Origin of the sequence: Paractinoplanes hotanensis (genome assembly GCF_023717965.1) — a bacterium.
GTDB classification, from domain to species: domain Bacteria; phylum Actinomycetota; class Actinomycetes; order Mycobacteriales; family Micromonosporaceae; genus Actinoplanes; species Actinoplanes polyasparticus.
The window spans coordinates 83,421-108,361 of the sequence record NZ_JAMQOL010000059.1; the positions used below are offsets into that span (position 1 = coordinate 83,421).

The window sequence follows — 24,941 nt, forward strand, 5'->3', positions numbered from 1 at the left end:
TGCACATTGTTGTGCAATTACACAGCCATGTGCAAGCTGGGTAAACCGAGGAAGGCGTCACCAACCCATGCGTCTCGTGATGAACGAACCGGTCGACGACATGGACGGGCCCTACCCGCGCCGATGGTGGGCGCTGCTGGTGCTCTGCCTGAGCCTGCTGATGATCGTGATGGCCAACACCGCCCTCACCGTCGCCGCACCCGCCATGACCAGCGATCTCGGCCTGTCCAGCAGCGGCCTGCAATGGGTCATCGACGGCTACACCATCCCGTACGCCGCTCTGATGCTGCTGTTCGCCGCGATCGGCGACAAGTACAGCCGGCGCGCCGCGCTCGTCGGCGGGCTGGTCGTCTTCGGCGCCGCCGCGATCGCCGGCTCGCTGATGGACAGCTCCGCCGGGGTCATCGCGGCCCGCGCCGTGATGGGCGTCGGCGCGGCGCTGATCATGCCCGCCACGCTCTCGCTGCTCGCGGCGACCTTTCCCCGCGCCGAGCGGGCAAAGGCGATCACCCTGTGGGCCAGTACCGCCGGCCTCGCCATCGCCGCCGGACCGCTGGTCGCCGGCTTGCTGCTGACGCGGTACGGGTGGGCGTCCACCTTCCTGATCAACCTTCCGGTCGTCGCCCTCGCCATCGTCGGCACCCTCACGCTCGTCCCGCCGTCCAAGGCCGCCGCCCACAACCGGATCGACTATGTCGGAGGGCTGCTGTCGGTGTTGTGCATCGGCGCGCTGGTCTACACGGTCATCGAGGTCCCCCAGACCGGCTGGGACGCGACCGCCGTCGTCGCGGCGGCCGTCGCCGCGGCCGGGCTGGTCGGGTTCGTGCTGTGGGAACTGGTCCACCCGCACCCGGTCCTCGACGTCCGTCGCTTCGCCGCCCGGGCGTTCACCGGCGCGAACATCGCCGTCGTGCTCCTGTTCCTGGTGGTCTTCGGCGCATTCCTCTACCTCACCCAGCACCTCCAGTTCGTCCTGGGATACGACGCGCTGCAGACCGGCATCCGCATGCTGCCGCTCGCCGTCGCCGTCTTCGCCGGCTCGGCGCTGACCGCCCTCCTGACTCCCCGCCTCGGCAGCAGGACCACCATCCTCACGGGCATGGTCGCCGGCACAACGGCGCTCGCGTTGCTGACCCCGGTCGACGAGACCTCGTCGTACGGCGACTTCGTCCTCCCCCTGGTCATCCTGGGCCTGGCGATCGGCCTGGCGATCTCGCCCTGCACCGATGTGATCATGGGCGCGTTCCCGGAGTCCGAACTGGGCGTGGGCGGCGCCGTCAACGACACATCCACCGAGCTGGGCGGCGCCATTGGTATCGCCGTTCTCGGATCGCTGCTGTCCACCTCGTACTCCTCCGGTCTGGCGGACGCGACGGCAGACAGCCGGATTCCCGCCGCAGCGCTGAGCCAGGCCCAGGAATCCGTCGGCGCCGGTTACGCGGTCGCCCAGCAGACCGGCGACCTGGCGCGTGAGGCGGCCGAGCAGGCGACGGCCGCGGGCAATGCCGGGCAGGCCGCATCGCTGTACGCCGAGGCGGGCCGGCTCGCCGAGAGCGCGCGTCAGATGGCCGACGCGGTCGGCGCCTCCTTCGCCGAGGCGGTGGCGCACACGAGCCTCGTCGGCGCCGTGATCCTCGGCGTGGGGACGGTGCTGCTGGCAGTACTGCTGCCCCGTCGTGCGCACACCTCGCGACCCGCCACGCCGGCGACTCAGGACGAGATTCACGGTGCGACCCGACCTGCGGCCGAGCCGACCGTTGCGGCGCACTGACCGTTGCGGCGCGCTGACCGCATCACTCATCCGGACCGAACACGAAGGCAGCTGATGACAACAGAGAATCCCTACCGGTCGATCCCTGACATGTTCCTGAAGCGCGTGGCGGCGACCCCGGACGGCCGGGCGTTCGCCGTGCCCGGCGCCGACGACTCCGGCCTGCTCTGGTACACCTGGGCCCAGGTGGCCGAGCGGACCACGGCGATCGCCGCCGGTCTGCGGGAGCTGGGTGTGGGCTTGGAGGACCGGGTCGCCATCCTCTCCGGCACCCGCCTCGAGTGGGTGCTGGCCGATGTCGGCATCAACTGCGCCGGCGGCGCCACCACGACCGTGTATCCGACGACGGGCCAGGAGGACGCGAGTTTCATCGTGTCCGACTCCGGCTCGAAGGTCCTCGTCGCGGAGAACCCGCAGCAGGCCTCGAAGATCTCCGGCGCGCGGACCAGCGTGACCCACGTCGTGCTGATCGACGGCCCGGCCGACCCGGGCGCCAGCCCGCCGCAACTGACCTTGGCCGATCTGGAGCAGCGCGGCGCGGCCGTCCTGCGGGAGGACCCCGACCTGATCGATCGGGTGGCCGAGACCATCGGCCCGGATCACCTCGCCACGCTGATCTACACCTCCGGCACCACCGGTCGTCCCAAGGGCGTTCAACTGCTGCACCGCGGCTGGACCTGGGAGGGCGTCGCCCAAGAGGTCGACGGGATGTTCACCTCCGCCGATCTGCAGTATCTGTGGCTGCCGTTGTCTCATTCGTTCGGCAAGGCGCTGCTGTGCGGAATCATCCATGTGGGCGTGCCGACCTACGTCGACGGCCGTGTCGACAAGCTGGTCGACATGCTGCCGGTGGTCCGGCCGACGCTGATGTGCGCCGCGCCCCGCATCTTCGAGAAGATCTACAACCGCACGGTGACCACTGCGCTGAGCGCCGGCGGCGCCACGGTCCGGATCTTCGGCTGGGCCCGGTCGGTCGGCCTGGCGAAGGTCGCGCTCGAGCAGGCCGGTAAGCCGCTACCCGCACTCCTGAGGGTCAAGTACGCGTTGGCCGAGCGGCTGGTCTTCGCGAAGATCCAAGAGCGGCTCGGCGGCCGGCTGCGCAAGCTGGCCTGCGGCTCGGCGCCGCTGAGCCGCGACATCGCCGAGTTCTTCGCCGCGGCCAACCTGCCGATCATGGAGGGGTACGGCCTCACGGAGGGCAGCGCGGTCAACTTCGTCAACCGGCTCGGCAAGATCAGGATCGGCACGGTCGGGCATCCGCTGGGCGACCTGGAGTGCCGCATCGACACCGACGGCGAGGTGCTGTTGCGCGGCGCACCGATCATGCGGGGCTACCACGGTCTGGAGACGGCGACCGCGGAGGCGTTCACCGCGGACGGCTGGCTGCGTACCGGCGACATCGGCGAACTCGACGACGAGGGCTACCTGCGCATCACCGACCGCAAGAAGGACCTGTTCAAGACGTCCGGCGGCAAGTACGTCGCGCCGTCGGCGATCGAGGGCATGTTCAAGGCGGTCTGCCCCTACACGTCCCAGGCGGTGGTGGTCGGCCAGGCCCGCAACTTCGTGACCATGCTGATCTCGCTGGACGAGGACGCGATCCTCGGCTGGGCGGCGGGCACCTCGCTGACCGGCCGGTCCTACACCGATGTGGTGGCGGCCCCGGAGACCACCGAGCTGATCGACGGCTACGTGCGGCAGCTCAACGGGAAGCTGAACCGCTGGGAGACCGTCAAGAGGTTCACGATCCTCCCGCGCGACCTCAGCATCGAGGCCGGCGAGATCACCCCGTCCATGAAGATCAAGCGGCGCAGCGTGGAGACCAACTTCGCCGACCAGATCGACACGATGTACGCGGGCTCGCTCGCGCAGATGTGACCGCGCCGGCGGGCGGTCATCGTGCGCCTCTGTGCTGAGGGCCCGATCTGAACGGGACGCTGGAATCAACCGCGGCCTCCGATGCCCGCGGTTCGCCAGACTGCGGTGTGAAGAATTACGGGCTTTTCGGACCTTTTGTCCGCCCCGGCGGGAGATTTCCGCGGCATCCGATGAAATTCCGGCGGATGACCGTCATGGGATCGGCGACCGGCGACCGGCACCTCTTCAGGATTCAGAATCGATCGCCGCCAGCCGATCGGATGAGTGTGGTTCATGCGCAGGCAGGGTTCGCGGTGCTCGGTATGACGTTTCGGGGAGAACTCGGCCGCGGCGCACGGTCGGTGGTTTATCTCGGGGTTCGTGACGGTCACGAGTATGCGGTCAAGGTTCTGCTAGAGCTCGGCGGACCAGACGAAGCGACGGCCTTTTGCCGAGAGGCCGCGACGCTGGCCTGCCTCGTTCACCCAGCACTCCCGAGCATTCACGAGGTCGGCGAGGTGGACGGGCGCCCCTACCTGATCATGGACCGCAGCGCCGGCTCGCCACTCACGGGTGAGCACAGCGAGGCCGATCTCGCCGCGATCGGGGCGGAGGTTGCCGGTGCTCTGGCGGTCGCGCACCGGGCCGGGGTGGTGCATCGCGACGTCAAGCCAGACAACATCCTGGTCGACCCGGGCGGTCACGTGCATCTGATCGACTTCGGGCTGGCCGGGCACGCGGGCTCAGTCGCGGGTGAAACCGCTGCGGGCACATTGCATTACTCCGCGCCAGAGCAGACCGGTGTCCTTCACCGGGCCGTCGACGGCCGCAGCGACTTGTACGCACTCGGCGTGGTTCTCTACGAATGCCTCGCCGGCCGTCTGCCGTTCACCGCTGCAGACGCCGGAGAATTGATCCGGATGCATCTGTCGAGCCGGCCACCTGAGCTACCCGCGTACGTGAGTTCCGCATTCGCTGCCGTCATCGGCAGGCTGCTCGCGAAGGATCCCGACGACCGGTACGAGAGCGCCGAAGGCCTGCGCCAGGATCTGCTGACCATCGCCCGCGGCGAGTCTGACCGCTTCAGGCCGGGTGCGCAGGACGGAGCGGTCAGGACAGACCCCGACCTGGTCGGCCGCCATGAGCAGCTCGCCTGTCTGGTCGGTCGGTGGAGGCGTGCCCGCGGCGGGGTGGTGTTGGTCGAAGGGGCGCCCGGCAACGGCAAATCGCGACTGGTTCGTGAGTTCACCTCCCTTGTCAGCGCTGAAGGCACGCTGGTTCTTCACGGCAAGGCCTCCGCGGACGACGTCCCGCTGGCGGTCCTACGCCGTCTGATCGACCAGCACGTGACCTCGATACGCCGGCTCGGTCCGGAAGAGCATCACGACGTCGCCGTTGAGCGGCTACGTGCCGCGGCCGGGACCACGGCGCCGATGCTGCAGGCTCTCTCACCCGCTCTCGCAGCATTGCTGGGCTTGGACAATGGCGGGCAGGACGCGGACGAGAATCAGTTCGGGGACGCGGTGGCGGCGTTCCTCGCCCGCCTCGGCCCCGCGGTGCTGCACCTGGACGACGTTCAGTGGTGTGATCAAGCGACGCTGCAGGTCCTCGGCAAGCTAGCTCCACGCTTGCGCGAAAGTGGGCTGTTGCTGACTGCGACCGCACGCGATGATCATGCGAGCGCGGCCGCGGTCACCGCCTTCGCCGATCTGACCGGGAGTGCGCTCGACACCCGGCTCACAGTCCCCCCGCTGGACCGGACAGCCATCCGGGCGCTGCTTGCCGACCGCCTCGGCGCGGGAGTCGTCCCGGCCGAGCTGATCGACCGCCTGGCTGCCCGCAGCGGAGGCAATCCACTCGCCGCCCACGAATACGTCCGCTCGGTGATCGACGCGGGGCTGCTCACCCCGCATTGGGGGCGGTGGCGTCTGGACACGGCCGGGCTCGACGCCCTCGCATTGCCTGAAGACGTCATCGAGCTCATCTTGCGCCGTGTCGATTCCCTTGGTTGCAACGCGCGAGAAGTGCTCGTCGTGGCCGCCGTCTGCGGCACACGGTTCCAGGTGCCTGTCGTGGCTGCCGCCAGCAGCACTCACCCCGCCGAGGTTGCCGAGGCCTTTGCCGAGGCCACAGCCCTGCGGTTGGTGGAGACCGGCCGGGATGGCGTCCTGGTCTTCTTGCACGACCGCATCCGGGAGGCACTGCTTGCCGGGCGAGACGTCCGTTGGGTGCATCAGCGTGTCGCCGACGCTCTGACCGCGGCTTCCCCGCCGGATGCCCGAACCTCACAGGATGCGTACGCCATCGCCCACCACTATCTTGCCGGCAACGTCGACCGCACGCCCGGCAAGGTGTACGTCGCGGCCATTGTCGCGGGCGAGCGAGCGCTTGCAGAGCATCTGCCGACGGAAGCCTTCAACTACCTGAGCACCGCTCTCGACCTGGCCGGGCCCGCCAAGACAACGCCGTCCGCCACCCTGTACGTCGCGTTGGGGACGGCTGCCGCGTTGACCGGCCGGTACGCGACCAGTGACGAACACTTCATCACCGCGCTGCGTATTGAGCGAGATCCGCTGCGCCGAGCACGTATCTACAGCCGGCTGGCCCAGTCTCGCCACGAGCGCTGGCAGGCCGTGGAGTCCATCGAGATGGCCCGGCGCGGCTTGGCGGAAATCGGCAGCGAGCCGCCCCGTAGTGCGCCTGGGCTGGCGATCGCCGCCTTGTCCGCCCTGGCCAGGGGCGTCCTGATCGGCTGGCTGCCGGAGCGGATCACCCTCGCGGCCGGTCGCCGAGACGTCCTCGCCGTGCGATGCAACCTGCTCGCGGCAGCGGCACATGGATACGGGTTCATCTTTGAGCAGCCCAGGATGCTGGCCTACATTCTCTTGGGGCTCCCCCACGCACGTCGGTTGGGACGTCAGGCCGAGTACGCCGTGGTGCAAAGTGGCCTGGCCGTGGCCGCCCGGCTCAGCGGAGCCCACAGGTGGGCTGATCGGCTGCTGTCTCGGGCTGCCCAAGCCGCCGGGGAAACCAAGGACCCTCTGGTGATCGCCCATCTTCAGTGGGTTCACGGCATCGCGAACGACATCGCGCCGCCCATGCACCGCACGTCCGGTCAGCTGGCCCGGAGGATCGCGGAGACGTTTGGTCCGGCGATGTCGATGGGTGAGCGGCTGACGACCTACATCCAGGTCGGCCCCATAGCGATTCTCCGCGGGCACACTGACGAGGCCGCGGCGATACACCGGCGTGGAACGGAACTTGCCGACAATGCCCACGATCACATGGGTGGAATGTTCCTCACGCTCCAGGCACAAACCTGTGCGCTCAGCGGGGATCATGCTCTCGCCGCCGCAAGTTTGCGCGACGCCCGCGCCCATGCCGAACGATTCGCACAAAATCTGCCTCAGCTACTCAGCTGCCTGATCGCTGCCATTCACCTAGCCGTCGAAAGCGGCGAGACAGGATCTGATCTCGACCGCGTCATCGATGAGTTCATGGAGTTGCCCATCAACACACGAGGTCTATGGAATTTCCAACAGTCCGTCTGGGTGTGGATCGCGTTCGGCCGACTGGCGCAGTTGTCCGCAGCATCAGACGCTGATCTGCCGAACCGCACCCGGCAAGCACGCGAAGCCGTCCGAGCGTTGCGTTCCCGGGCTCGCGGTCCCGTCCTGAGGGCATTCCACGAGCTGGTCCGAGCATCGCTTGAACAACTCACCGGAGACCACCGCCGCGCTATCGAACGCACCGCGAGGCTGATCACACAATCGGGTGGTCTGGATCTACCGCTGTTGCGTTTCGAGATCGCTCGCGTTCGGGCGCGGGCCTGGCGTGACCTCGGCTGCCCCGCGGAGGCACAGCAAGAGGCGTCGACCGCGCTGTCGCTGGCCGTCGCCGACGGCTGGCGGACACGCATGGACTGGATCCGCAGCGAGTTCGGCCTGAGTCCGGCGGAGCCTTCGATCGGCCCTCCCTCAGCCGGTGGCTCAAGCACTTCCGGTCTTCAGGACAACCGCCGCCTCGCCGCCCTTCAGCAGGTCAGCCTCGCGTCTGCGACGGTGTTACAACCGGACGTACTCGCACGCGTGGCGCTCGACGAGATCAACCGCATCTTCTCGGCCGAACGTGCCTTCCTCTTTCTCGTCGAAGAAGACGGGTTGAAACCATTCGTCGGCCGCGACCATACCGGTGCCGACGTCATCCAGCTGACCGAGTACGGCTCCACACTGGTCGATCGCGTTCGACGTGAGCGAGCCGCCCTTGTGGTCACCGGCGACGAACAAGGTGAAGCGCTGGGTTCTCGCAGCATGATGATGCACGGTCTGCGCAGCATCATGGTGGCGCCGCTGCAGCACCGAGGGCGGCTACTCGGCGTCGTCTACCTGGACAGTCGAACCGCAAGGGGTATCTTCACGACCGATGACGTCGACTTGCTGGTCGCCATCACGAGTCAGGTCGCCGCCGCTCTCGAAACCACCCGTGTCGCCCAGCTCGAACTCGCCGTGCACGTTGCCGAAAGCGAACGCGACCTGGCCGATTCACTGCGCGAGGGCCTCACCGCGCTGACCGCAAGCCTCGACCCTGATAACGTTCGCGAGGTACTTGCGGCCCGGCTGAGAGCAGCGCTCCCGGATGCCGAGGTGACCGTGCTGCCCGCCGGATCGGGCATGGACAGCGAATTCCTCTCCGGCAGCATGGACGACGCCCCCGCGCCAGTACGCCGACTGCTCGATGCCCGAGCGACCGCCTGGCTGGCCGCTTCCATGACGATTCGCGACGAAGACCACGGTTTCGTCGTGGCAGTACGCCACACAGGGTCCTTCTCCGACACCGAACTGCGAGTGACCGCCGCCCTCGCTGGACAAGGCGCCGCCGCCCTGGATAACGCGCTGCTATTCCGCCGCATTCAAGAGCTCGCCGCACGGGACGGCCTCACCGAATTGTTCAACCGTCGGCACTTCCACCAACTCGGCGACCGTCAGGTGCGCGACGACGTGCACGAGGGACGGGCCGTAGCGGCACTGATGCTCGATATAGATAATTTCAAGAATGTCAACGACACGTACGGGCACTCGATCGGCGACGAAGTCATTCGGGCAGTCGCTGATCGGATCACCTCCGTACTGCGGGACGCGGATCTGATCAGCCGCTACGGCGGTGAAGAATTTGCCGTGATTTTGGCCGAAACCAGTGAGGCGGGAGTGTCATCAGCTGCTGAAAGAATTCGGCAGACGGTGGCCACCACGCCGATCAGCACCGCTGCCGGACCGCTTCACGTAACCGTAAGCATCGGCGCCGCACGCAGCACCGAACTCTCCTTGTCAGGATTGTTGGAAAGCGCCGACGAGGCACTTTATTCAGCAAAGCGGAATGGCCGCAATCGCGTGGAAATGGCCAAACTTTGAGGTGAACGGCCGAATTCTGATGTCGGGCGCGCCTCCGCGCCCAGTTCCGGGCCGGTCAGTGCGCAGTGTCGTCAGTGCGCAGTGTCGTAGAGGATCAGCCCGGCCTTCGGCTCGGGGTGTGCCAGCGCGTACCGCTGGGCAACGAATCCATCGTCACCGACCTTCTGCGGCGCCTCGTACCCGGCCACGAACGGGTCCGGATTCGTCGCGTCCGGCGATGAACATCTGCCGCGGGTGCCCGTTTGCGGAGTTGTAACCCGGGGTGGTGAAGGAAGACGGCCCGCGTTCGTCTCCTCCAGGGGGGAGCCAGGATCGTACGGACGAGGGGCGAGGACGAATCAGATGAGCGATGTGGCCGACTGGCACCGGCTTCTGCTCGCACTCGCGGGACGGCTGCCGGACCAGGTGATCACCGAGTCCCGGGCATGGCTGGCCGCCGGCCGGACCGCGACGGTCGCTCAGGCGGTCGTGTCAGCGGCGCTCGCCCACCACGTCGCCATCACCGACGACGAGGTGGCGCAACTGGCTGCCGCGCTCGGCGAAGGGACCAGGGAGGCGCTCGAGCCGGTCACCGCCGGGCGGGACGTCCTCGGCGTGGCGCCGCCGTACGGCATGGCGCCGGCCGGAGCCGACGTCCTGGCCGAACACGAGGAAGACATCCCCTTCCGGATGGACCTGTCCGCCCGGACGGACGTTCCCGGTGGGCCGGACGCGGTGGACTCGGCCGCGGTGGCGTGGTGCACGGCCGATGAGCACACCGTCGCCCTGTGGCGGTCGTGGCGATATCCGGCGGAGGGCACACCATCGGGCCCGGTCCGGCGGTTGTACCTGGTCCAGGTGACCGCCGAGGCCGCGCTGAGCACGGTGACCGCCGGTCTGCAGGCAACGCTGGAGACCTGCGGGGAACGTGCCCCACAGGTGGAGTCCTTCGTCGAGGAAAGCCGGTTACCGGCATATCAGTCACGGGCCCTCAGCTACTCCGCGCTGCTATGGGCGGCCACTCCGGCGGAGGAGCCGGGGATCGCGCCCGGCGCGGTCACGGCTGACCCCGACCTGGCCGACCGGGTCTGGGTGGCGGCCTATCTCGACGCCGGCCGGCCGCTGACCGTCATGAAGGACTCTCTGGGTGAACGGGCCGAGCGGGCCCACCGCACCGACGGCACGTGGATCTGGCCCGTGACCGCCGGCGATGACGTACGGGAGAGCCGCCAGGACCCCGCCGGACCGCTCCTCGCGCACATCCGTGACCGCTTCTACCAGCCCAGCGCGGTGGACGCGGTCGCCGCGCACCGGGCACTCTGCGTGCTGTACCGGCCGGTGGCCGCGTCGCGGGCCGGCCAGGCGACGTCCCGACGCCGCATCGGCCGGCGGCGGTCGGTCCTGGTCGTGGCGGCGCTCATCATCATCGGTGGTACGGGCGCCGCCGGAGCCGCGGCCGAGTACGGTTCGCCGCCGGCCGCCGAACGACCGCGGGGCGTTCTCGAGTCGATCCCGGCCCCCGCGACCACTCCGACCGGAACCGGTGCACCGGTCCCGGCGGCCGGCACCGCACCGGCGAGCGGCCCGGCCGCTCCCCGCACGTCGTCCTCGGCGCCGGCCCGCCGCAAGCCGGCGCCGGCCCCGGCGTCGAAGAGCGGCTCCGCGTCCGCACGCCCCCGGACCGCCGCGACGCCGGCCGGACAGACCAGGCTCATCACCGCGACCTCGGTGCTGAAGGTCGGCCAGTCGTGGTCGACCGACCGGCTGCGCCTGGCCCTGACCGGCGACGGCAACGTCGTGCTGCACGACCGGGGCCGCCCGGTGTGGAGGAGCGGCACCGCGGGCCGGAATGCCCGTGACCTCGTCTTCCAGGCGGACGGCAACCTCGTCCTGTACGCCCACGACAACAGCACCGTCTGGAGCTCCGGCACGCCGGGCAACGACGGCGCCACCCTGAAGCTCGGCGGGGACGGCAACCTGAGCATCACCAAGCCGGGACGTGTGCTCTGGCAGACCGGCACACGCTCGTGACGCCGCGCCGCACCGGCACTCCCCCGCCGGCGGAGACTGATCGCCCTCGCGATTGAAGCCGAGAGCTTCGCGCCCGTCATTCGCGATGAACCCACCCATCGGGTTGCTGTCGCGAAGGCGAGGAGACACATATGTTGCGCACCCTTCGACAGGTGCTGGCCGCGGTGACGGCCGTTCTGGTGATACCCGCGGTTGCCGGCCCGGCGCACGCGGCCGCGGACGACCTCCCCTGGGCCGGCACCTGGGCCACCGCGATGCAAGGCACCGGACCGGCCGTGACCGACCAGACCATCCGCCAGATCGTGCACACGAGCGTCGGCGGACCGGCCGTCCGTGTCCGCCTGTCCAACCGGTTCGGTCCGGCGCCGGTCACGCTCGCCGACGTCCATGTCGCGGAGACCCTGCACACCTCCGACATCGTCCCCGGGACGAGCACCCGGCTCACCTTCGACGGCTCGGCCTCGGTGACGATCCCGGCCGGCGGGGAGGTGGCCAGCGATCCGGCGACCTTCGCCGTCGCCCCGGACGCGGACGTCTCGGTGAGTTTCCACGTCCCCGGCACCGCGGTGGCCACCCAGCACGGGGCTGCCCGGCAGGTCAACTACGCCGCGCCCGGCAACCAGAGCGCCGCGGCCACGCTGACCGGCCGGCAGCCGAGATTCTCGTACGTCTTCCTGTCGGGTCTCGACGTCCGCAACCCCCGGGTGACCGGAACGGTGGTGGCCTTCGGCGCCTCGATCACCGACGGCACCAGTGCGACCGAGAACCTGAACCGGCGCTGGCCCAACCGCCTCGCCACCCGGCTGAACGACGCCGGCTACCAGGTCGGCGTGCTCAACCAGGGGATCAGCGGCAACAACCTGCTCCGGGACGGCGGGGGCCCGGCGGCGGTGACCCGTTTTCAACACGACGCTCTCGATCAGCCGGGCGTGCGCTGGGTCATCTTCTCCGACGACCCGATCAACGACATCAACAACTACAACCCGCCGGTCACGCTGCTCACCGACGGGCTCAGCCGGCTCATCGCCGCAGCGCACGCGCGAAACGTCAAGTTCATCTGTTCCACGCTGACCCCGGTCAAAGGGCTCCCCTCCTGGACCCCGGCGAAGGAGGCATCGCGGCAGGCCGTCAACGCCTTCCTGCGCAGCCCGTCGAGTGGCTGCGACGGCATCGTCGACCAGGCCGCCGCGACGGGCGACCCGGCCGACCCGGAAATGTTCCGGCCGGCCTACGACTCCGGCGACCACCTGCACCCGAACGACGCGGGCCTGCAGGCCATCGCCGACGCCGTCCCGCTCAGCCTCTTCGGAACCCCGGCCGGGCCGGCCCCGATCAGCAACCCGATGGTCGATGACACCGGTCTCACCTACGACGCCGGCTGGCGGCCCTCCGGCAACCGCGGACTGGGCGACTGGCAAGACAACATCCACTTCACCAGCACGGCCGGCGCCGTCGCACACCACACCTTCACCGGCACCGGCGCCGAGCTGTGGGCGGAGACCAACGGCGACGGCGGCACCATGGACATCTACGTCGACGACGTCTTCCGGTCCACGGTGGACCTGCGCAGCACCGGCCCCCGGCAGGTGCGGCAGGTGGTGTTCCGGTCCACCGGCCTGGCGCACGGCACGCACACGATCCGGATCGTCAGCGGTACGGCGGGCCGGATCGCCATGGTCGACGCGCTGCGGATCCTGTCCGACCGCACCGTCAACGACACCGGCGCCGAGTACGACAGCGGCTGGCGGCACCCAGCCGGCCGCGGACTCGGCGACGTCGATGACGACGTCCACTACACCTTGGTTCCCGGGTCGACCGCCGAGTTCTTCTTCTACGGCACCGACATCCACCTGCTCAGCGAGAGGAACGGGGACGAGGGCACGATGGACGTCTCCATCGACGGCGGCCCGGCCACGGTCGTCGACCTGCACACCACCGGCGCCCGGCAGGTGCGGCAGACGGTGTTCACCGCGACGGGACTGAACCCCACGCAGCGACACCGGATGACGATCGTGTCCACCGCCGCGGTCCCGCGGATCGGCATGATCGACGCCTTCCAGGTGATCTCCCGCTGACCCGTCTCGCATGGCCGGGCCGCGTGCGACGAGGATGACTGTCATGGGTAACCGTCTCGATCGTCCCAGGGTGCACGGATACGACCGGCTCACCATGATCGTTCGAGGCGATGTGCTGCCTCCCGGCTTCACCCCCGCGCTTCTGCCCCGGGAACAGGACCGGCACACGGTCATGGTGGCCGCCGAGCCGGAGTTGGACGTGGCTGCTCTGACCGCGTTGCTTCGCCGGCACCTACCGGTGCGATGCACATCGATCCGCCTCGTGCTCTCCGAGTCGGGCCGGGCGGGCGTCGCACCGGTGATCGCCGGCGAGCTCGGTGTCGAGGTGATCGCCCCGGCCGGGCCGGTGGTACTACTGCCCAGTGGGATGGTGTTCGTCGTGGACGGCCAGTGGTGGCGGTTCCGGCCGGGCGAACCGGGAGAGCGGCAGGGTCCGCGGCATCCGGCGCCGCCCTGGGAGCGGCTGCTCCCGCTCACCCTGCATGCCCTACCGGACGGAGTCGTGGCGACCACCGTGCCGGCCGGGTTGTGGCTTTATGAGGCGGCATCACCGGCGTCGTCACTACCCACGGAGGTGTTGTCCGCCCCGGTGGACCCCGCGCGACTGAGCGTGATGCTGGGACGGCCAGGCCGGGAGCTGGCGCAAGCAACCGTCTACTCGGTGCTGGAGTCGCTCCCCCGGGCGCTGCGACGCCGGATGATCCTGACGCCGTACGGCAGCGGCGAGACCACCGAAGCGAACCCACCCAGGCTCGGCCGGCCCGGGCTCTACACGGGAGCCGTTTTCAGCGGCTGGCACCTCGCGCAGCCGCCGCACTGGCGAACCGGGGAGGAGGTAAGCGCGCCGGCCGCCCTGACCGCCACGACCGCGCCGGAACCACCACTGTCGGGGGACCCGGTTCCCGCGGGCCCGGAGGTGGTGATCTGGTCGGTCAACGGCCTCCGCGAGGCCGGGTGGGGAAGTGAACGGGTACGTTTCGCCCCCGGCACCCGGATGAGAGTGGTCGACGTCGCACACCGCGGTCGCGACGATGCGGCGCTCGTGCTCCTGCGGGAGGTCGCTCCGGATGCCGGCGCCGGGACCGCCCATACTGCCGCATCGGTCCCCGCCGCGGTGCTGGACCGGCAAGCCCGCACAGCGCTACGCCGGGCAGTCGGCGCGGTCCGGCGTAGCCCCGGCGCCGGCGCCTGGCCGGCACCGGCGACGTGATTGTCCTGGCAGTGCCCTCACCGATCCGGAAGAGCTGGTCAAGACCCATCAGCAGGGCTGGCCAACACCGTGGTGATGAACCTCCGCCAATACGGCGGTCTGCCAGGCGGCTGGTCGATGGCGCCGAACGCGGTCATCTCGCTGAAGCGCTGAAGCCGGGGGATCCTCGGGCCTCGCAGAAGCGAGCTGCCCCGGGGTGAGCGACTCCCCTGCGCCGCCCGCCGTGACCTCGGCACAGTGGTGGAAGGCCGGCGCGGCGCCGTTCAGCCCTGGTCGCGCAGGACGAGCGAGTCGATGATCGAGCTGCACGCCATGAGCCACGCCCGGCGGGTCGGCACGGCGAGCCGGTCGTACTCGATCCGCCCGCCGGCACGGATAAGGCCGTCATAGGGGATGACCGCCACGTCTCGCACCACCGCGCGATAGCGCTCCACGATGTTGTCGAGGAGCGCCCGGTCCGGCTTCGCGTCGGCGCAGGAGACGATTGCCACCGCGTTCTCGGCCAGGTGGTCACGGCCGGTACGGCGAAGGTGGTCCAGCATCCAGAGTCCGCTCTCGGCGACGTCCTGCTGCACGGTGGTGGGTACCACCAGGCAGTCGGCCACCGCAGTCGCGGCCCGCCAGTTCAGCGCCCTGACATTGTTGCCGGTGTCGATCACGATCAACCGGTAGAAGCGGCACAAGGCGGTCCACAGCTTGCCGAAGGCCACATCGTCGATGATCTCCATGCCGCCGGCCGCGTCGTCGGAGGCGAGCACGTCGAACCGCGCGCCCTGCGGCCGCAGAAACCCCGCCATCTGCCCGATGCTGCCGGTGCTGGCGAGAAACTCGTCGATGTGGTGCAGGAGGTCGACGACGGTCCGCTCGTGGGGTGCTTGTTCGGCGCGTGTCCCGAGAGTGCCACGTGTCTCGTTGTTGTCCCAGGCCAGCGAGTAGCCACCCCGGTAGAAGCCGAGCGTGGCCGCGGCGATGAGGGCGCTCGGGGTCTTGGCCGCGCCGCCCTTCGGGTTCGCCACCACGATCGACATCGTCCGGCTGAAGGAGTGGAGCAACCGCCGGCGGGCCGCTCGGTGCACCAGCTCGTCGCGGGTCGGGGAGATCTCCAGCGCGCCGTGACCGAGCCGGTTCGCGCGCCCACGCCAGCCCCACGTCGCGGGCCCGCCCGGGGCGCCAGGGGAACCAGTGGAACCAGTGGAACCACCCGCGGCAGGCTGATTTGCAGCGGCCGGCGGGGCCACCGCTGGGAGCGTGATCGGCGCGGTCTGCCCACCATTCGCGGCGTCGACCGGCCGCGCGTCTCCGAGGCTCATCCTGTTCCTGTCACCCATGCGCCTACCCCTTACCTCCGGTCGGCTCATCGAGCCGGCCGCTCTCTACAACCAGGACCGTTTCCCTCTCGGCGCCGGCATCGACGCGCCGGCGGCGGTGGCGGGTCGGCGATCGTGCGGCTCGGCGTAGCTCTCACATCGCCGGAGCCACCGCCTGGGTGATGTCCTCGACGAGCAGCGTCCGCAGCTGGTCGACCGTCGGCGCGCCCACGGTCCGCAGCCGGGTTGCCTGGCGGGTGATGGAGTCCTCCAGCAGCTGGCGGGCGTACCGCCCGTTGCCGAAGGCTCGACCCTTCGGCACGCGTTCGAAGTGTTCCCGCAGCACGACCAGCGTGCCGCCCGGACATTCATATCCGCCGGCCGAGGCGAGCCCCTGGAAGATCGCCACCAGTTCGTCCGGGCTGTAGTTGGCGAAGTGGATCCGGCGCGAGAAGCGGGAAGCCAAGCCGGCGTTCGCGGCGAGGAACACCTCGATCTCCTGCTCGTACCCGGCGGCGATGACCACCACCTCGTCGCGGTGGTCCTCCATCAGCTTCACCAGCGTGTCGATCGCCTCCCGGCCGAAGTCCTGCCGGGCGTCGGGCGGTGCCAGGGTGTACGCCTCGTCGATGAACAGCACGCCGCCACGGGCCTGCTGGAATGCCTCCCGGGTCCGCTGGGCGGTGTGCCCGACGTACTCGCCGACGAGGTCGGCCCGCGCCACCTCGACCAGCTGGCCACCGGGCAGCACGCCGAGGGCGGTCAGCAGCTGCCCGTACAGGCGGGCGACGGTGGTCTTGCCGGTGCCGGGCGGCCCGGAGAAGACCAGATGCCGCGAGATGGCCGGGGCCGGGAGGCCGGCGCTGATCCGGGTCCGGATGGTGGACAGCAGATCGATCATGTCGGACACCTCGCGCTTCACCCCGCCCAGACCGATCATGCCGTGCAGGCGCGCCAGCAGCTGATCGACCTCGGCCGTCCGCGCCTGGCCGGCCTGACCCGTGGTCGCGGCGCCGAGATCCTGCGGCTGCAGCCGGGCGAGCTCCACCCCGTCCGAGGAGGACGCCTCGGCCAGCCGATACGCCTGCCGCCCGATCATCTCCTCGAACACCTTGCGGGCCACCCGGGCGTTGCCGAAGGTCGCGTCCCTGGTCATCCCGTCGAACAGCCGGGCCAGGGCGAGCCGGGTGTCGTACTCCAGGGAGTAGTGGTGGGTGCTGCACAGCCGCTCCACAATGGTCACCAGCTCCTCGGTCGAGTAGCTCTCGAACTCCACCGTCTTGGAGAACCGGGACGACAGACCCGGGTTGGAGTCCAGGAACGCGCGCATCTGAGGCGAGTAGCCGGCCACGATCACCACGATCTCGTCGCGATGGTCCTCCATCAGCTTGACCAGCGTGTCGATCGCCTCCCGGCCGAAGTCGTGCCCGCTGCCACCGCCGTCCACCGGGGAAAGGGTGTACGCCTCGTCGAGGAAGAGCACGCCGCCCAGCGCCTCGGTGAACTTCTCGGTCGTCTTCATGGCCGTGCCGCCGATGTGCTCCGCGACCAGGTCGGCGCGAGCCACCTCGACCATCTGACCGGTGGTGAGCACGCCGAGCGCGGCGAGGATCTTCCCGTACAGGCGGGCCACCGTGGTCTTGCCGGTGCCCGGCGCCCCGGCAAAGACCATGTGCCGCGACATCGGCGGGGCCGGCAGACCGGCCGCCGCCCGGCGCTGACCGACCCGGTGCAGCCCGACCAGCGTCGCCACCTCGCGCTTGACTCCCGCGAGCCCGACCAGCCCGGTCAGCTCGCCCAGCAGCGCAGCGGCCCTGTCGGAGGGACCCTCGCCAGGACCCGCCGGATCAGTGGCCGGGAACGGAAGCGCCGGTTCATCGCGGACCCGAGCGCCGTCAGACGCCGGGACGGCCGGGCTCGGCAGGAAGCTCCGGCCGGCCCCGTCACCACCGTTGCCGACCATCGTCGTCGCGTCCACCTGGATCGGTTCGGCCGTCTCCCGGAGCAGACCCTCCCCCGCGTTCTCGATCAGTTCGCAGCCGTCCACCCGGCCGGACGAGCCGGCCGCGAACCACACCCCCGGTCCGCCGCTGCGATGCACCCGGGTGCGGAGCAGGGTCAGGTTCGCCTTGCGCCGCACCATGATCCCGGCACCGCGGGCAGCACCGACATCCGATCCGGTCACCGTCGCCGTACCGTCGATCTGCAGTCCGACTCCGCAGCCGTGCACCGTCGTCTGATCGGCGGTGAGCGTCGCCCCGGCCTCGACCAGGAAGCCGCCGGCCGCGCACCGGTCGATCCGGGTAGCCTGAATCACCGGCCGCGCACCGTCGAGCAGCCGCACCCCGTAGTCTGCGGCGTCCTCGATCACGCAGTCCTCGACCAGGGGCGCGGCCGAGCCGCCGACCACGATGCCGGCCGGCCCGCCGCGTACGGTCAGCCGGCGCGCCGTTCCCGTCGCCTCCTCCTGAAACATCAGAGCCTCACGCGGCCCGCCGGTGAACGTGCCGCCCTCGATCAGCGGCGCGGCCGATCCGGTGACCGCGACCGCGGCCGCTTCGGTGCCGGCGATGTCGCAGTCGGTGAACGTGCCGGTCGCCTGCTCCAGCACGATCAGACCGTGACCGGCGGCGTCGCGTACCCGGCAGCCACGCAGTGTCGGGGCGGCCGTCCCGGAGACGACCAAGGCGTGGCCGCCGACCGCCCGGACCTCGCAGTCCTCCAGCGCCGGCCGGCCACCGGTGATCACCACGGCGGCTCCGGGCAGGTGGTGCATCCGGCTGCGGATCACGCGGAGCGCGCTGTCCTCCTCGACCGCGACGGCGGGCCCGTCGGTCGCGGTGATCTCGCAGTCCTCCACGGTGCCCCGGCCGCCCCGGGTGGACAGGATCCCGGCGCTGCGGATGTCGGTGAACGTGCAGCCGCGCAGGACCGGGTCCGCGCCGCCGACGATCACCGCTCCCGCGCTGCCCGTGTCCCGGACGGTCGTGGCGCTGACCGTGCCGGCCCCGTTCCGCTCGAAGAGGAAGCCGGCGCCGGCCGGGTTGGCCACCTGGCAGTCGCGGATGTCGACCTGGCCGCCGGGCACGTGCACCGCGACCACGCCCCGCCCGGTGATCGCGCAACCGATCGCCCGCAGCATTCCCCGACCGACCTGGACCGCGGGCAGGTTGGGGGAACCACCACGCACGGTGAGCCCGCGGAGGGTCACGTCTCCCCCGCCGATGAAGACCGCCACCCCGTCGCCGCCGTCGATGGTCACCGTTCCCGGGCCGTCCTCGGCGACCAGCGTCACGTTCCCGGTGAGGCGCAGCTGCTCCCGGTACGTGCCCGGCTGGACCACGATCATGGCGGCGGGACCGGCCGCCGCCAGCGCCGCCGCGATGCTCGGCAGGCATCCGGGCTCGGTCTCGGAGACCGACAGCAGGTTGGTCACGCTCGTCCATCCTCATCAGCGATGACAGTGCCGGCGACCGCCGGCACGGGGAAAGGCAGGCCCGCGTCGTCCAGGCCGGGCGCGAACGACAACGGCGCCGGAGCACCGGCGGCCGGCGCTGCGGGCCGGTCGGCGGCGCGCAGTCGCTCGATGATCCGCTCGGCGTCCTCCTGGCCACCCCGGACGGAGGCGGCGAGGTCCCGCAGCAGCACCCGGGCCACCCGGTCGGCGGCGCCGTTCTCGACCGCGAGCACCTGGAAGCGGCTGCCCGGTGGGAAGATCGCGGAGGCTCGGGCGGCGGCGTCCAAGCCGTCCAGCCGGCGTGCGCTGACGGACCAGATGACGAACCGTGTCCCGGCGGGCGCGGTGCCCGCGCCCGCTGCCAGGCCGACGTCGAGGAAGGCCGGTTCGACGACCAGGTCACCCGGGCGGTACGCGCTGGCCGGCGTCGCGCCCAGCCCGTACTGGAAGACCGGCCCGAGCACCGACGGCAGCCGCCGCAACCCGTACGCGACGGATCGGGCGACCACCGTGAGCCGGTCCGCGTCGGCCTCCGGGCCCGCGCCACGCAGGAAGGCGTTCACGGGTTCGCGCTGGTCGTCGCAGTAGGCCCGGACGGCGACCAGCCCGGTCGTGAGCTCTCCCGCGGCTCCGGCCACCGCCCGCAGGCCGGGCGACTGGGCCAGGGTGCGCACCACCACCCGGGCGTGCGCGTCGTACCGGCTGCCGAGCGCCTGTCGCAGCGCCGCCCGGTCCGCCATGGTCAGGTCCCGGCCGTCGTCGGCGAGGCGGCGTGGCGCCGGGCGGGCCGGGGAGTCCTGCAAGTGATCCGCCGGGGGCGGCTCGGCTCCCCCGGCCGGGTCGGCGGCGGCTGTGGCCGGTGCCGGCATGGCGGCGTCGGGCGGGGGCGGACCCGCCGTGGGAACGGCGCCCTCGGTGGCCTGGCCCTCCTCCTGCGGGACGGCGGGGGGCGCCGCGTCGGCCGGTGACGGCACGGCGGGAAGTAGCAGGCTCGTCCAGCGTGCGGGCGAGAGCAGTGCCGCGATCTCCGGCCCCAGCAGTTCGGCGATCGCTGGTCCCACCGAGCCGGCGACCTCCGGTCCCAACGCGCCGCCGCCGGGTGAGGATGGCGACGGCGCCGCGGGGACGGCGGTGTCGGTCCGCGCCGGGCCGGAGGAGCGCGGACGGGCCCGTGGCGCCGGAAGGGGCGGGAGCACGGGCCCGGCGTTCTGCCCACGCCGTTGCCCGCCCGTTCGCCGCCCGCTCCAGCGCAGGAACGTGCCGGACGACCGCAGCAGCCCGGTGGCGGTACGCGTGACCGGCCCGTCGGGGGCGTAGACCGGGGTGGCGATCGCCTCCGCGAGACCGGCGAACAGCAGATCCGCGGCGGGCCCGCGGACCGGCACACCGGAGGGCACGAGCACCAGTGGGCGGGTGTCCCCCGCCCGGCACGCGGCGAGCAGGGTGGCCAGCGCGCGCGGCGTCACCGGCCGGCCGGCAACCCGGAACCCGGTGACACTCGTGGCGATCTCCACCAGGAATCCGGCCAGGACACAACCGCCGCCCAGCCCCGGCTCGTCCACGAACGACCAGCCCGCAACGGTTCGCCGCCCCGGCGTCGTGGCGAGCGCGCCTGCGGCTACGTCCGGCGTCGCGGGCCGGTCACGGGCCCACGGGCGTGGCGGGTGCCAGGTCTGGCCCGGGCGCCGCACCGGCAGATCGGCGAAGCCTCCGTTGGTGCGCAGCACGGCACGCCCCCCGGCCGTCACGACCGCGGGCATCGCCACAGTCGGCACCGGCGACGGCGACGGCGGCGGCGGCGGCGGCGGCGGCGGCGAAGGGGGCGAGGGCGAGGGCGGTGGCAGTGGCGACGACGGCCATGGCGGCTCGGCACGGACCGTGCCGTCCGGGTGGGACACCACCCACGGCGCCGGATCGAGCACGTCGCCCGCCGGCACCGCGAAGGCCGACCGCGGGACGGCGACCTCCTGACCGATCCACTCGGCCACGATGCCCGCCTCCGCGGGCGGATCGACCGAGGTGGCGTACCCGCCCAGCGGCACCAGCCGAATCCCCGCCGCCGCACCGCCCAGGTGTTCGGTCAGCGCCTCCAGCAGCACCTCGAACAGCTCCGGCCGAGCCGTCACCGACGGCGCGCACAGCACCGCCCGCCTCCCGGCCTCGGCCGGCAGGCCACCCGCCACCCGATGAAGCGGCAGGACCGCGTCCGCCTCGGTCCGCAGGACCAGCGTCGCCCCCGCGAACTCCGCGACGACGGGCGCGACCGGCCGGACGCCGCCACCGGGCGATCCTCCGGCTGCCATGGCGGTCACTGACGTTCGTGCCTCGCGTGCAAAGTTCCTCAGCCCTTCATCGTTCCGGTGTGCCAGATCCCACGCCCGCCGTTCGAGATGCTCACGTTGCCGTCGGCCTGCAGCACCAGGATGGCGCCGTCGTTACCCGGGGTGCCGGAGGTCCAGACCGTCGCGTTGGACGCGGTGTAGAGCACCAGGTTGCCGTCGGCCTGGAAGACCAGATGGTGTCCGCCCTTGCCCTTCGTGCCGGTCTGCCAGACCGCCTTACCCCGGTCGTAGAGGATCACGTTGCCCTCGTTGGCCAACACCAGCGTGAGCCGGTCGGTGGCCCAGGACTGTCCGAGCCGCAGGGTCGACGTGGCGTTGACGACCCGGGTCTGCCAATTCCGCTTCGGCGGCGAGGTGCTGGGCCGGGCCCTCGGTGACCGGGAGGGGGATGCCCCGGACCCCGGCTTGCCTGCGCCCGGGACGTCGCCTCCCGCGGCCGGACCGGGCTTGCCCGGCGTCACGCCGGCCCGCGGCGTGCCGGGGCGCGCGGGTACGGCCGGCCCGCCCAGCTTCGGGTCCCGCTGGTAGTGATCGGCGTACGCCGCGGTCAGGTCGACGAAGCGCCGGACGTCGGCGTCGTCCGGCAGCCCACCGGCCCGCCGGACCGCGTCCGGCCCGACCCGGAACGCGGCCAGCGCCAGCCGGTACCGGTCCTTGCCCAGGCCGTCCACCCCGTCGAGGAGGGCGCACATGGTCCGGCCGAGCGCCGGGATCGCCGCGCTCGGGTCCCACGGCGTGGCGCCGGCTACCGACGGCGCGTACCGAGTCCAGATCTGCGGGCTGAACTGGGCGATGCCCTGCGCCGAACGCGCCCCGAACAGGTTCGGGTTGAAGGCGGAGGCGGCCATCAGTTGCGCGGCGACCCGGGCCGGGGTGAGCCCCGGGCAGGACCGGCCGGCCGCGAGCACCGCGGCGAGGTAGCTGTCCGGCACCGGCTTCGGCGGCGTCCCCGGGCTCGGCACCACGCCGATCGGCCCGGTCGGTGCGGCCGGCTTCGCACCGGCGCCGGACAGCCGGGCGTACCAGGTGGCGAAGCCGGAGACCCGCTCGACGAACCCGGCGGCGGGTCCCGGAATCCCCTTGGCGGCACGCACCGCCTCGACCCCGGAGTGGTGGGCGGCGACCGCGAGCCGCCAGAGATCGCCGCCGATCCCGGCCTGCCGCACCTGACCGACCAGGTCGCAGGTGAGCCGGGCGAGCGCGGCGATGTTCGCGGCCGGATCGGTGCGCGCCGACGTCGTCCGGGGCTTCCACTGCTCCCATGCCGCGTCGGTGAGCCCGGAGATGCCGCTGCCGCCGTTGGCCGACGTCGCATTCGCGTCGAATCCGGAGGCGGCCATGAGCTGCGCGGCGAGCCGGGCCGGGCTCAGCACCGGGCAGGCGTGAGCTGCCGCCGCGATCGCCTCGACCTGCCCGGCCGGCACCGGGCGACCCGCGAGCCCGGTCTCCTGCGCCGAGGCGGTCCCGAAACCGGCGCCCGCCACGATACCGGCCCCTGCGAGAGCCACGACCAGAATTCCGACGGCGAGCCGGCGCCGCACCGGATCCAGCCGGTCCCAGACTCGACGCGCCCTGCCGGGCGATGTGACAGCCACAGTTCGATCTCCCTCAGCCGGCCGTTACCGGTGCGTACAAAATGGACAGAGCTCGGTGCAGCACCACGGCGTCGACCTGCGGCGGCTGATGGTCAGCGGCCCGGATCGCGGCCAGCAGGCCGGGATCGGGGGCCAGCCCGTGCACGTCCAGGTAGTACCCGACGGCCTCGGTCCAGATCCACCGGCCGTCAGTGAAGAACCCGGCGGGCACCACGTCACCGGCGGCCGGATTCACCACGTCCGGGCTCCGGGCCGCCGTGATCAGCAGCGGCGTGCTGCCGCTCAGATAGCTCAGCACCCGGTCGCGCTCCGCACCCTCAAGCAGCGGATGGTCCGGGGCGAAAAGTGGCCCGCTCTCCGGGTAGACCGTGTCGTACACCCGCGCGACGGTCAGCGGGGCCGGCGGCGCGGCCGTCCAGAGCAGAGTGGAGAACCCGAGCGCGGTGCGCTGGAAGGCCGGCAGTTCCTCCGGGTCGAGGAAGGCCTCGACCTGCGGGTCCGTCTCTCCCACGGCCTCTAGGGCAGCCTGCGTGCGGGCGGCGAGCTGCGCCTCCTCGGCGCCCTGCACCAGGTACATCCGGCGCGGCGGCGGCCACGACGCGGCGGCCGACGGGAAGCGCCACGCCCGCCACAGAGCGGCCACCGCCACGCCGTTATCGTGCTGTGCGGCCATCACGGCGATCGCGGCCCGGTCGAACTCGTCCGCGGCTCCGGGCCCGTCGTATGGCGCGGTCAGGTCGATGCAGTACGGCACTGCGTCACCGTGCTCCGCAAGGTCGGCGGGGCTGACCGGGGCCAGCCCGTACGGCGGTGGCGGATCGGTGTCCGTACGCTCGATGTCGTCGAGCCCCGCGGTGTCCTCCCCCGCCTCGACCAGCGTGGCGGTCAGCAACGCGACGTCGTCGTCCGTCATCTCCACCCGGCTGACGAGGGCGGCGAAGACGACCGCCTGGGCGATCTCCAGGTCCTCGCCCTCGGCGAGCCAGCGCCGGCAGGTGGTGATCAGCTCGTCAGGCGTCCGGCCCGCGAGCCGCAGCAGCAACCGGTGGAAGGCGCCGAGCCGATCGCTCGACGCCGTTACCGCCTGGGTCATGGCCGCGGCCTTCCTGTGTTCGAGGGGCGGGGTCCGGTCCGCCGGCCTACCGGCCAGCCGTATGGACCCGACACCTTGATGACGGATGCGACGGCGGGCTCTTCAACGGCACGCGCGTAGACCTTGAACGAAGAGTTCACCGGCCGACAAACGGTGCTACGGCCGCCGGTACCAGTCCGGGTACTGCACCTGTGCGGATGACGGACCCGCGCCGGAGGACGGCCCCGGCTGATCGGGCGGGGCGTACGGGATGAACCCCGCCTGCGGGACATGGGGCGGAAAAGACCCGGCCGACGGGACTGGCACCGGCAGCTGAAAGCCCGCCGAAGGAGCCGGGAGCATCCCCCGGCCACGCCCTCCGCCTGCCGCTGGATGCTGCCCTCGTCCCCGCCACGATCCCTGTGGCCGGCTCTGCCACCGACCGTGCTGCTGGCCCCGCCTCGGCCGATCGGACTGCCACGCGGGCGCAGGGCGGACGGCGCCGGCCGTCCAGCGCTCGATCGGTCCTCAGGCGACTCCGTCCGCCGCGACGACGCGGGACTCGTCAGCTCACGGATCGTCGCATCACGGCCCGAGACGTCCCGAGCCGGATCTCTTCGTCGTGCGCCGCCCGGTCTCGAGCCGGACGGTACCGGTGGTAGCGGACGGACTCGGTCCCGTTCTGCACCGTCGAGGGCTGTGGGACGGGGCGCCACCGGATGGGGATCGGGGCTTCTGTCGAAAGACGTCGGCAGCGTGTAGTGAGCTGATCTCAGCAAGATCCGGTTAGGTATTTGTATTCGAAATGGGTGAGGTGCAGCGCGGCGGTGACGATGT

Annotated in this window: 11 protein-coding genes; 6 read left to right on the forward strand and 5 right to left on the reverse strand. The window is 71.3% G+C overall.

The annotated features are described in order from the left end of the window. The first annotated feature begins 67 nt into the window (after window positions 1-67). From LXN57_RS38500 to LXN57_RS38525, 6 genes are all read left to right on the forward strand, one after another. Window positions 68-1,771 (forward strand): MFS transporter, encoded by a 1,704-nt coding sequence (locus LXN57_RS38500; protein WP_251803153.1) that lies wholly within the window; start codon window positions 68-70, stop codon window positions 1,769-1,771. Window positions 1,772-1,825: 54 nt separating this feature from the next. Next, window positions 1,826-3,649, forward strand: a complete 1,824-nt coding sequence (locus LXN57_RS38505) for an AMP-dependent synthetase/ligase (protein ID WP_251803154.1) — start codon at window positions 1,826-1,828, stop codon at window positions 3,647-3,649. 185 nt (window positions 3,650-3,834) lie between these two features. Further along, complete coding sequence (locus LXN57_RS38510; protein WP_251803155.1) at window positions 3,835-9,036, forward strand: diguanylate cyclase; 5,202 nt, start codon at window positions 3,835-3,837, stop codon at window positions 9,034-9,036. A gap of 342 nt (window positions 9,037-9,378) precedes the next feature. Then, entirely contained in the window at window positions 9,379-11,046 is a 1,668-nt protein-coding gene (locus LXN57_RS38515) for a hypothetical protein (protein ID WP_251803156.1), read from the forward strand. 131 nt (window positions 11,047-11,177) lie between these two features. Then, on the forward strand, window positions 11,178-13,121 hold the full coding sequence (locus tag LXN57_RS38520; RefSeq protein WP_251803157.1) for a GDSL-type esterase/lipase family protein: 1,944 nt from the start codon (window positions 11,178-11,180) through the stop codon (window positions 13,119-13,121). A gap of 43 nt (window positions 13,122-13,164) precedes the next feature. Continuing rightward, the gene (locus LXN57_RS38525; RefSeq protein WP_251803158.1) at window positions 13,165-14,331 is read left to right on the forward strand and encodes a hypothetical protein; all 1,167 of its coding nucleotides are present in this window, start codon (window positions 13,165-13,167) and stop codon (window positions 14,329-14,331) included. Window positions 14,332-14,594: 263 nt separating this feature from the next. Here LXN57_RS38525 and LXN57_RS38530 read toward each other — a convergent pair whose 3' ends face one another. The 5 genes from LXN57_RS38530 to LXN57_RS38550 form a co-directional block, all read right to left on the reverse strand. After that, the gene (locus tag LXN57_RS38530; protein ID WP_251803159.1) at window positions 14,595-15,659 is read right to left on the reverse strand and encodes a MinD/ParA family ATP-binding protein; all 1,065 of its coding nucleotides are present in this window, start codon (window positions 15,657-15,659) and stop codon (window positions 14,595-14,597) included. 133 nt (window positions 15,660-15,792) lie between these two features. Continuing rightward, on the reverse strand, window positions 15,793-19,074 hold the full coding sequence (locus LXN57_RS38535; protein WP_251803160.1) for a right-handed parallel beta-helix repeat-containing protein: 3,282 nt from the start codon (window positions 19,072-19,074) through the stop codon (window positions 15,793-15,795). Continuing rightward, window positions 19,071-21,398: a hypothetical protein gene (locus LXN57_RS38540; protein ID WP_251803161.1), complete on the reverse strand. Its 2,328-nt coding sequence runs from the start codon at window positions 21,396-21,398 to the stop codon at window positions 19,071-19,073. The genes LXN57_RS38535 and LXN57_RS38540 overlap by 4 nt, the downstream gene beginning before the upstream one ends. 38 nt (window positions 21,399-21,436) lie before the next feature. After that, entirely contained in the window at window positions 21,437-23,032 is a 1,596-nt protein-coding gene (locus tag LXN57_RS38545) for a hypothetical protein (RefSeq protein WP_251803162.1), read from the reverse strand. A 13-nt stretch (window positions 23,033-23,045) separates the two neighbouring features. Continuing rightward, the gene (locus LXN57_RS38550; protein WP_251803163.1) at window positions 23,046-24,125 is read right to left on the reverse strand and encodes a hypothetical protein; all 1,080 of its coding nucleotides are present in this window, start codon (window positions 24,123-24,125) and stop codon (window positions 23,046-23,048) included. Between the last annotated feature and the right edge of the window lie 816 nt (window positions 24,126-24,941).